The organism is Streptomyces sp. NPDC029159 (genome assembly GCF_055564055.1).
Window position 1 is genome coordinate 271,481 of sequence record NZ_JBVHWT010000006.1, and the last position, 9,457, is coordinate 280,937.

Below are 9,457 nucleotides of genomic sequence, written 5' to 3' on the forward strand. Positions count from 1 at the left end.
CGGGATAACGGTGCGAGGGCCGTCCGGGTTCCCCTTCTGCGGAAAAAATGAGGCACGATTTTTTCGGCGGTCACGCCTCGTCGTCGACCAACCGCTCCAGCATGTGCTGGAAATCGCCGTCCACGACCACCCGCAGCCCCGCCCCGTCCGGCTCGCTGAGCGGCGTCATCACGCCCCGGCGCCACCAGAACACATGGGGGCTGATGGCGCCCGCGGCGTCCTGGTACCCGGCGGCGGCGAACTCCGCCATCCCCTGGAGTGCCGGGATGACCTGGGCGTCGCAGATGCGGTGGAAGCCGAGCTGGTGGCGGAAGGGCAGCGCGACGAGGGCGCCGTCGGCGGTCAGCGGGGTGCCCATGAGCCGTTCGACCAGCTCGCCGAGGACCAGCACCCGGCTGGCGGTGAAGAACGAGTCGCCGAAGAGGACGTCGAAGGAGGCACCGTCCGGACGGCGTACCGTCTCGTGGCCCTCGACCGGCAGGGCGCGCAGATTGTTCATGGCGCGGATCCGCAGCTCGGCGAGGTCCCCGACGTCCCGCAGCGAGTCCTCGCTGAGCATCTGCACCGCGTCGGGCAGATCGAGCGCCAGCACCTCCCGCAGCCCCTCGGCGGGCTCGCGGCCGTAGCGGAACGCGTCGGAGGCGGGCAGGGTCTCCTCCGCGACGACGCGGGGGTAGAGGCAGGCGCGGATCTCGTCGGTGGAGAGGATCTCCAGCGGCTGCGGGCCGTCCATGGTGCGCAGGACCTTGCCGACGTGGTCGCGGATCAGGCCGGGCCAGCTGCGCTCGCCGCGGCGGTCGCGGTGGCAGACGGCGGCGAGGTTGCCGAGACCGAACCGGCGGCCGCCGGAGTCGGTGACGACGCCCGCGTAGACCGTGACCTCCAGGCCCGCTTCGGCGAAAGCCTGGCGGACCTGGGAGCGGAAGACGCCGCCCTCTCTGTCCGAGAAGAAGGAGAACTCCCCGTCGCGTGGCAGGTCACGGGGATCCCGCTTCGGTCCTCGGCGGAACAGGCCCATCTCGTCCTCCCGGCGACGGCCACGTACGACGGCCACGAAAGGCCGATCGTAACGGCTGTGCCGGGGCGCCGTTCACCGCGTGCGCCGCGTGGTGCGGATGCGCGGTGCCCGGACGGGCGGACCTGATGCGGAACCGGCCGTCCGGGCGGGGCGGGGGGTGCGCTCAGCCGCCGATGTTGACGTCGATGCAGGCGTAGAAGGCGTTCTCGGTGTCGGCGATGTTCCAGACCGCGAGGACCTTCTGCTTGCCGGTGATGTCACCGAAGTTGACCTGGTGGGTGACGGTGGCGCCGGGGGTGGCGCCGTGGTCGTTGAACTCGGCGACCTTCTTGCTGCCGACGAAGTACTGCCAGGTGCTGGTGGCGTGACGGGCCTCCAGCTGCCAGCTGAAGCTGGCGGTGCTGGAGATGGGGGTGACCTTCCAGCCCTTGGAGTCGTCGTCGAGGTCGGCCCACCGCTCGTCGCCGCCGCTGCAGCTGGTCAGCCCCTTCGGGCCCTCGACGCTCTGCGGCTCCCACTTGATGGGCCCGCACTTGACGGTGCCGGCCGCGCACTGGGCCTGGCGGCTGGGCGGGTTGGAGATGTAGCCGTGGGCGCTGGCGGAGCCGGCCGGGACGGTGACGACGAGCAGCGGGGCGATGGCCGCGCCGACGGTCATGGCCAGCCTGCGTTTCCTGTTCATGGCATCCCTTTCGCGGAAGAGGCCACCGCGGACGACATCGGGACGCGGCGCCGCCTGGCACACACGCCCCCGGGCAGCCTCGGGAGTGGGGGTGGTTGACGCGAAGTGGTGCACGGCGGGACGGGCGGCGGACGCCCGGTGCGGGACACCGGATGCGATCCCGACCTCCCCGCCAATTGGTCTGGACTTTACCCGTTGTCCGCGCACGGTCAAGGGGTCGGGACGGTTCCGCGGTACGGGAGGGACATCTGAACAGGGGACTGTTCCGACGCGTCGGCCCGCTGCGACAGTGGCCGCGGAACAGCCGACCGCCGGGCGGGAACCGGCACGCGAGAGGGCAGGCAGATGGGACACGACGGGCAGACCACAGCGGGCTTCCAGGTCACTCCGGAGCTAGTCGCCCAGGCCGCCGCCTCGTGTGACAACACGGCGGCGGACGTGGAGATCAAGCTCCAGAACCTCAAGTCGTACGTCATCTCTCTGGAAGAGTCCTGGCAGGGCATCGCCCACAACACCTTCCAGATCTACATGGCCGAGTACGACACGTACGCGCAGATGCTGCACAACGCCCTGACCGACATCGCGTCGGGCCTGCGCGGCAACGAGGTCAACTACCGGGAGTCCGAGCAGGACAACCTGAACCGGATCAAAACCCTCCAGGCCGAGCTGCCCACGGCCCGGCTCAGCTGACCCCCGAGCCGACCGGCTGACCCCCCAACACCGAGGAGCGTCGTGGCAGGAATCGAAGGAACGTCCATCCTGGTCCGGCAGGAGCTGGAGAACGCAGGCAAGCACATCGACAACCTGTCGGAGCAGATCGCGGAGGAGCTGCACCAGCTGATCGTCCTGCTCCAGCCGATCGCCGACACCTGGACCGGTGAGGCGAAGGTCTACTACGAGGGCCTCCAGGAGGAGTGGAACATCGCCGCCATGGGCCTGTTCGGGCCGACCGGCGTGCTCGGCCAGATCGCCATGGCGATGAACGTCAACTGGACGAACTACGCCGAGGCCGAGGGAGCCAACGCCCTCACCTGGAAGAACACCGGAAGGTAAACGCCCCCTCCCCCGCCGTCCCCCGAGCGGCACCGCACCACGCACCTTGCACGAGAGGACCTGACAGCACCCGATGGCCGATGAGCGCTGCCGGATCACGGTCGTGGGCGAGCACAGGCAGGTGGACCTCGCGGTCCCGGCCCGTGCTCCCATCGCCGAGTACATCGATGACCTGGCCCGCCTGTGCGAGCTGGAGGAGAACGAGCTGATGCCCGCCGCCTGGTCGCTGGCGACGGGCACGGGCGGGGCCCTCGCGCCCGAACGCAGCCTCGCCGACCTCGGCATGGCGGACGGTCAGCTTCTCTACCTGCGCGACGTGGTCGCCGACGAGTTCGACGAGCCCGTCGTGCTGGACGTCGCCGAGCAGGTCTCCGAGGTCTCCGAACAGGCCCTGGACCGGCGCTGGGACCCGCGGTCGCGGACCGTGACGGTGCTGGCCTGCGGGCTGGTGTGGTGGCTGGCCGCGCTGGTGCTGGTCGCCGTGGCGCAGCCGGTCGAGCCCGCGGTCACCGGTACCGCGGCCGCCGCGCTGGGGCTGCTGCTGCCCGGGCTGTCGTGGCTGGCGACGGAGCGGCGCTGGTCGGTGCCGGGCTCGGTGCGGCTGACGCTGGCGCTGAGCGCGATCCCGTGTCTGACGGTCGCCTCGTGGGCGCTGGTGACGCAGGAGTCCGCGCCGTCCGCCGCGTTGACGGCGAACGGGACGACCGCGCTGTGTCTGGCGGGCGGGGTGCTCGTGGGCGCCGTGCTGGCGGCGGTCGCGTCGATGGGCGTCACCACCACCGCGGTGCTCCTCGGCGCGCTGATCGGCACGGCGGTGACCGCGCTGCTGGCGCTGCTCAAGGCCGACACCGCGCAGTGCGCCGCGGTGATCGCGGTCGTCGCGTTCGGGCTGCTGCTGATCGCGCCGGCGACGGTCGGGCGGGTGGCCGCGTTCGGCTACCGGCGCCAGGGCGGGTCGACGCCGGAGGGCGCGGAGCTGGAGACCGCGGTGCGCACCGCGATGCTGCTGCTGGCACTGTGGGGCGGTGCGCTGTCGCTGGCCTGCGCCGTCGCGCTGGTGCTGCTCGGCACCGACACCACCTCGCCGTTCAGCGCGGCGATCACCGCCTGCATCGGGCTGGGGCTGCTGCTGCGGGCCGGTGCCGCGAAGGTCGTCGTCGAGGTGGCGCCGGTCGGCGTCGCCGGGGCGATCGGCCTGTTCACGCTGGTGCTGACCGGGCCCGCGCAGCTGGATCTGCCGGGCTGGTCCGGTCCGGTGGCCGCGCTCGCGGTCGGCGCGGTGCTGGTGCTGTACGGGTTCCGGCGGCTGATGCGGCCCGAACTCCCGTCGATGCGGCGGCCGCTGTGGTTCGGCGGTCTCGGTGCGGTCCTGGGCGCCTTCGCCATCCCGCTCACCGTCGCCGCCTTCGGCGTCTTCGACCAGCTCATGGGCGTCGGCCGGAATCTGTGAGGGGCGACGTGCGGACGGTGGAGAGGTCGCGGCCGGAGCCCGCGGCGGACTGCGCGGTGGTGTCCGCGCCGTCCGCCGGCCGGGCGTCGGTGGCGGCCGTCACCGTCCGGCGTCGCCGGGGCGCGCCGGAGCTGCCGTACGGTGCCGGATCCGCGGCGCCCGGTACGGCGGAGGTGGTGCGGTCGTCAGTTCTTGCCGAGCAGCAGGGAACGGGAGCGGCTGGCCATCGGGCCGAGCCCCCGGCCCGGGGCGGGCAGCGGCGCCGCGACGTCGCCACCGGCCGCCGCGGGGTCGCGCAGCAGACCCAACTCGATGGCGGTGCGGGTCAGATCGGCCTTGTTGCCGACGTTGAGCTTGGTGCGGATGCGCTTGACGTACGTGCTGACCGTGGCCTCGGTCAGGCCCATCCGGCGGCCTATCTGGCTGTGGGTCAACCCCTCGGCGAGCAGGCGCAGCGCCTCCAGTTCACGGCGGGCGAGCGAACGGGGCTCGGCGCCGCCGGGCTGCTGGAGTTCGGACTGGAGCCGCGGCACGAGCGTCGCGGAGAGGTGGAAGCCACCGTTCGCGACGGTGTCGACCGCGCGCAGCAGCTCCTCGTCGTCCACCCGTCCGGTGACACACCCCAACACCCCCGCGCGGACGGCCTCCAGAAGGCGGTAGGGCCGGTGGAAGTCGGAGACCAGGAGCACCGGGGCGCAGCCGACGAGCCGGGCCAGGGTCTGTCCGGGCAGTTCGGATTCGGCGGCGCAGTCGTGCACGGGCGGGCCGTACAGGATCACGTCGGGGGCCGGGGCGTCGAAGGGGAAGTCCTGCACGCGCCCCACCGCGGACACCACGTCGAGCCGTGGGCTCTGGGAAAGCACCCGCTCCAGTCCGTGCCGGACCAGGTTCTGATGCTCGATAATGGCAATTCGCGCGCAATTGGACATGCGTATTCCCGTCGTCAGGTCAAGGCGTCACACTCAGATCCCCCGCTCGACACGCCATCCGGGGCAGCGGGTCGATGCCGTTTCAATGTACCGGACAAAATCAACAGTGCACGGACCGATGACGGGATCTGTCACAGAACCATGACGTCGCAGGTCAGAGCCGTGATACCGCATCAACTTGCTTACGGGTACACCGGTGACGGATCTTTTGCCATCGCGGTTGCATCCACCAGGTCACGATTCCGTCATGCTTTGCCACGGCTACGTGACAATTCCGTACGGGACCGCGAGACAAATCGCTCAAGCTGAATTGAATTCCGCTCACGGCCATTTTCCGTTCACCCCCCGGCGGTATTCTGTGCCGCCTGTCCCTTACGGCACGACAATTGGAGAGTACGTACGTGGCTGACCAGGAAAAGCCCCAGCAGCCCGCTGCCGAGGCGCCGGGCCGTCTGCCGGAGGAGGACCGGCACGGCTTCGTCTCCGCGTTCGTGGGCGGCGTCCGCCCCGACGGCGAACAGGGCAAGCCCGGCAAGCGACTGGTCGCGATCGGCATCGCGGTCGTCGCCGCGCTGAGCCTCGGCGCCCTCGCCATCGGTGCGCTCAGCAGCAGCTCGGACGAGAAGAAGAACCAGGCCGACAAGGTCGCCCCCGCGGGCGCCACCGCCAAGGCCGACCACCACCAGGACGGCAAGGCCGCCCCCAACGGCTCCGGCGGCAACGCGGGCGGCGCCGGCGGCACCGGCGGTCAGCAGCAGACGGTGCCGGACGGTCAGCGGATCATCCCCTCCGAGGACAGCCCCACCACGGGCTCGACGCACACCCCGCCGTCGCCCACCGCCACCACCGAGGACGAGAGCGGCAAGGCCGTTTCGCACAAGGCGGTCACGTCGTTCAGCGCGCTCGCCGGGTACGGCTGCCCGTCGTCCCCCGAGGCCAAGATCTGGACGAAGGACCCGAACTTCAGCGAGGAGGCGGGCTGGCGGAAGAGCAACGGCGGCGGCTACACCGGCTCCGGCTGCAACGGCCAGTATCTGTCCGTCCCCATGTCGGGCTCGACCACGAAGTACGACGCGACGCAGTACGTGCTGTGGAAGTTCGACTACCGCGCGAAGATCAAGGGCGACGCCTCCTGCCGCCTCGCGGTCTTCGTGCCGGGCAACTCCGACATCCGCTACGTCGGCGGTCACCCCGCCAAGTACGCGGTCTACGCCTCGGACCACAGCGGCGGCACCCCCGCCGGCAGCTTCGACGTCGACCAGGTCAACAACCACGGCAAGTGGCTGGCCCGCGGGCCGTTCAAGGTCTCCGGCGGCTTCGTGACCGTCAAGATGTTCAACACCGGCATCGACTACACGTCCGCCACCAAGGACGCGCACGACGCCGCCGGGCCGGTCCAGCTCAGCTGCACCCCGGCATGATCGGGCGGTCCGGCGGCGCGGCCGCACTACGCGTCGGGGCCCGGGGCTGGGGCGGGCACCGCACCATCGGCGCGGCGTTGCGCGCCGCTGGACCGGGCACCACCGTCTCGGTCCAACCCGGCACGTACACCGAGAACATCACCCTGGAACGGGACATCACCGTCGTCGCCGAACAGGGCGCCGGAACGGTCCGCCTGGTCGCCCCCCGCGGCACCCCGCTGACCGTGCTCGGCGGCGCCGGGGAGATCCGCGGGATCACCGTCCAGGGCGCCGACCCGGACCAGCCCGCGGTCGCCGTGACGGGCGGCACCGCCGTCCTCGACGGCTGCGAGATCACCGGCGGCCGCGTCGAGGTCACCGGCACCGCCGCGCCCACCCTGCGCGACTGCCGGGTGCACGCCGCGGGCGGTCCCGCCGTACGCCTGAGCGGGGACAGCCGGGCGACGCTGGAGCGGATGACGGTCACCGACGTCGGCGGCACCGCGCTGCTGGTGGAGCACGGCGCGGACGCCACCGTCACCGGCCTGACCGTCAACACCGCGGCCGGGCACGGCATTCAGGTCCGCGGACCGGCCACCGGCAGCTTCACCGACTGCGAGATCACCAAGGCGACCGCGGCGGCGCTCGCCGTCGAGGACGACGCCCGGCCGGTGCTGCGCTCCTGCCGGCTGACCGACGGCGCCGCCCAGGGCGTGCTGGTCACCTCGTCGGCGACCGGCGCCACCCCGGTGCCCGCCGCCGACGGCACCGGCGCGGGCAGCGGTCCGGAGGGCGACGCCGGGGCGTCCGGGAACACCGCGGGCGTGCTGCTGCACGACTGCGAGATCGCCCGGAGCGGCACCGCGGGCGTCCAGGCGGCAGGCCCGGTGCTGCTGACGCTGCGCTCCTGCCGGGTCGACGAGTCCGGCGGCGTCGGCGTGCTCGCCGCGCAGAACGCGGTGGTACGGCTGGACGCCACCACCGTCGGCGACTCCGCGGACAGCGGACTGGCGGCGGGCGGCACCGCACAGGTCGAGATGCGCGGCGGCGGTCTCGCCCGCTCCCGGGCCAACGGCGCCTTCGCCACCGACGAGGCGCAGCTGACGCTCGTCGACTGCGCGGTCACCGACAGCGCCTTCACCGCCCTGCACCTGGCGGGCTCCGCCCGCGCCACGGTCCGCGACGGCGAACTGCGCGGCACCCCGCAGCACGGCGCCCGCGTCACCGAACGCGCCCTGCTGACACTCACCGGCACCCGCGTGGAGTCGACGGAGCTGTCCGGTATCGCGGTGGACGGCGGCGATCTGACGGCCCGCCGCTGCCGGGTGACGGACGCCGGGACGGGCATCAGCCTGACCTCCGCGCACCGTCCGCTCCTCGACAACTGCGAGATCGCCGACTGCGGCACGGGCCTTGAGGTGACCGCGGACACCGGCGCGCTGGTGGCGGACACCCGGGTGCGCGGCAGCCGTTCGGCCGGGGTGTTCCTCGGCGAGCGCTCCACCGCCTGGCTCGACAGCTGCGAGATCACCGACAGCAAGGGCAGCGCCCTGGTGCTGTGGAACGGCGCCCGGCCGCGGGTCAGCGGGGTGCGCATCGCCCGCGCCGCGAAGAACGGCGTGTATGTCGCCGACGGCGCGGCGGGGCTGCTGACCGACTGCGACATCTCCGCCACCGGCTTCCCGGCGCTCTACGTCGGCAAGGACGCGAAGCCGGTGGTGCGGCGCTGCGTGGTCCGGGACACCGACGAGGACCTCAAGCTCGCGGACGGCGCGGAGCCGGTCTTCGAGGAGTGCCGGGTCGATGCGGTGAAGGACAGCACCCTGCCGGTCTCCGCGGCGGGCCCGGCACCGGCCGGTGTCCGCGCCGTGGCGGCGGGCGGCGCGTCCGCCGCCCCCGCGCTCGGCGCCGAGGTCACCGAGGCGGCCACCGAGTCGCTGGAGGACCTGCTGGCCGAACTCCGGTCCCTGATCGGCCTGGAGCGCGTCAAGCAGGACGTGGAGACGCTGGTCAAGCTGATGCAGCTGGTCCGGCGCCGCACCGAGGCGGGCCTGCCGCCGCCCCCGCTCAGCCGCCATCTGGTCTTCGCGGGGAACGCCGGTACGGGCAAGACGACGGTGGCCCGGCTCTACGGGCGGCTGCTGGCCGCACTGGGGCTGCTCACCCGCGGGCATCTGGTCGAGGCGGACCGGGGCGCGCTGGTCGGTGAGTACGTCGGCCACACCGCGCCGAAGACCACCGCGGTGTTCCGGCAGGCGGTCGGCGGTGTCCTCTTCATCGACGAGGCGTATGCGCTGGTGCCGCACGGCCAGGGCAACGACTTCGGTCTGGAGGCCATCTCCACGCTGGTGAAGCTGATGGAGGACCACCGCGAGGATGTGGTGGTGATCGTGGCCGGCTACCCGGACGACATGGGCCGGTTCATCGACGCCAACCCCGGTCTCGCCTCCCGGTTCACCCGGACCCTGCTCTTCGACGACTACGACGCGGACGAACTCGTCGGCATCGTCGCGCAGCAGGCCGAGCAGCACCGCTACGAGCTGGGCGGGGCCACCACGGAGGCGCTGGCCGCGTACTTCGCGGGCGTCGAGCGCGACGACCGGTTCGGCAACGGCCGCACCGCCCGTCAGCTCTTCCAGCGGATGACGGAACGTCATGCGGCGCGGCTCGCGGATTCGGCGCTGCTGCTGTCCGCGACGGCGGACGAGGCGGACGCCGCGGCGGAGAAGGAGAGCCTGGTGACGCTGTTGCCGGAGGACATCCCGCCGCTGCAGACGCTGTAGCGGGACCACGGCACGGGGCCGGGGGGGGGGGGTGGGGGGGGGGGGGGAGAGGGGGTGGGGGGGGGGGGTGTGTTTCTGTTTTGTGGGGGTCCCCCTCCTCCGACCCTTTTTTTCGTTAGGGATGGAAAAGAAAAAACGCGGA

8 protein-coding genes are annotated in these 9,457 nt (G+C 72.2%); 5 read left to right on the plus strand and 3 right to left on the minus strand.

The genetic code is table 11. The features are described from left to right. Positions 1–70: 70 nt before the first annotated feature. Positions 71–1,018 (minus strand): hypothetical protein, encoded by a 948-nt coding sequence (locus ACZ4U4_RS15485; protein ID WP_467873863.1) that lies wholly within the window; start codon positions 1,016–1,018, stop codon positions 71–73. Between the two features lie 163 nt (positions 1,019–1,181). Beyond that, positions 1,182–1,700 carry a lytic polysaccharide monooxygenase auxiliary activity family 9 protein gene (locus ACZ4U4_RS15490; RefSeq protein ID WP_467873714.1) on the minus strand — a complete coding sequence of 173 codons (519 nt, stop codon included), beginning with the start codon at positions 1,698–1,700 and terminating at the stop codon, positions 1,182–1,184. A 345-nt stretch (positions 1,701–2,045) separates the two neighbouring features. Between ACZ4U4_RS15490 and ACZ4U4_RS15495 the strand changes: the two genes are divergently transcribed. From ACZ4U4_RS15495 to ACZ4U4_RS15505, 3 genes are all read left to right on the plus strand, one after another. After that, entirely contained in the window at positions 2,046–2,390 is a 345-nt protein-coding gene (locus ACZ4U4_RS15495; protein WP_467873717.1) for a WXG100 family type VII secretion target, read from the plus strand. Positions 2,391–2,432: 42 nt separating this feature from the next. Beyond that, positions 2,433–2,753, plus strand: coding sequence for a WXG100 family type VII secretion target (locus tag ACZ4U4_RS15500; RefSeq protein WP_467873718.1), 321 nt, complete (start codon positions 2,433–2,435; stop codon positions 2,751–2,753). A 73-nt stretch (positions 2,754–2,826) separates the two neighbouring features. Then, on the plus strand, positions 2,827–4,203 hold the full coding sequence (locus ACZ4U4_RS15505) for an EsaB/YukD family protein (RefSeq protein WP_467873721.1): 1,377 nt from the start codon (positions 2,827–2,829) through the stop codon (positions 4,201–4,203). 185 nt (positions 4,204–4,388) lie between these two features. On the opposite strand, the gene ACZ4U4_RS15510 is transcribed toward ACZ4U4_RS15505, so the two are convergent. Then, the gene (locus ACZ4U4_RS15510; RefSeq protein WP_467873723.1) at positions 4,389–5,018 is read right to left on the minus strand and encodes a response regulator transcription factor; all 630 of its coding nucleotides are present in this window, start codon (positions 5,016–5,018) and stop codon (positions 4,389–4,391) included. A gap of 515 nt (positions 5,019–5,533) precedes the next feature. Between ACZ4U4_RS15510 and ACZ4U4_RS15515 the strand changes: the two genes are divergently transcribed. Then, positions 5,534–6,553 (plus strand): hypothetical protein, encoded by a 1,020-nt coding sequence (locus tag ACZ4U4_RS15515; protein WP_467873725.1) that lies wholly within the window; start codon positions 5,534–5,536, stop codon positions 6,551–6,553. Continuing rightward, positions 6,550–9,315: a right-handed parallel beta-helix repeat-containing protein gene (locus ACZ4U4_RS15520; RefSeq protein WP_467873727.1), complete on the plus strand. Its 2,766-nt coding sequence runs from the start codon at positions 6,550–6,552 to the stop codon at positions 9,313–9,315. Before ACZ4U4_RS15515 ends, ACZ4U4_RS15520 begins: the two co-directional genes overlap by 4 nt. Positions 9,316–9,457 lie beyond the last annotated feature (142 nt).

What these genes read in the sequence shown, in the direction of transcription:
- ACZ4U4_RS15485 (WP_467873863.1), bottom strand. Translation starts at nt 1,018, where the DNA reads ATGGGCCTGTTCCGCCGAGGACCGAAGCGGGATCCCCGTGACCTGCCA.
- ACZ4U4_RS15490 (WP_467873714.1), bottom strand. Translation starts at nt 1,700, where the DNA reads ATGAACAGGAAACGCAGGCTGGCCATGACCGTCGGCGCGGCCATCGCC.
- ACZ4U4_RS15505 (WP_467873721.1), top strand. Translation starts at nt 2,827, where the DNA reads ATGGCCGATGAGCGCTGCCGGATCACGGTCGTGGGCGAGCACAGGCAG.
- ACZ4U4_RS15495 (WP_467873717.1), top strand. Translation starts at nt 2,046, where the DNA reads ATGGGACACGACGGGCAGACCACAGCGGGCTTCCAGGTCACTCCGGAG.
- ACZ4U4_RS15520 (WP_467873727.1), top strand. Translation starts at nt 6,550, where the DNA reads ATGATCGGGCGGTCCGGCGGCGCGGCCGCACTACGCGTCGGGGCCCGG.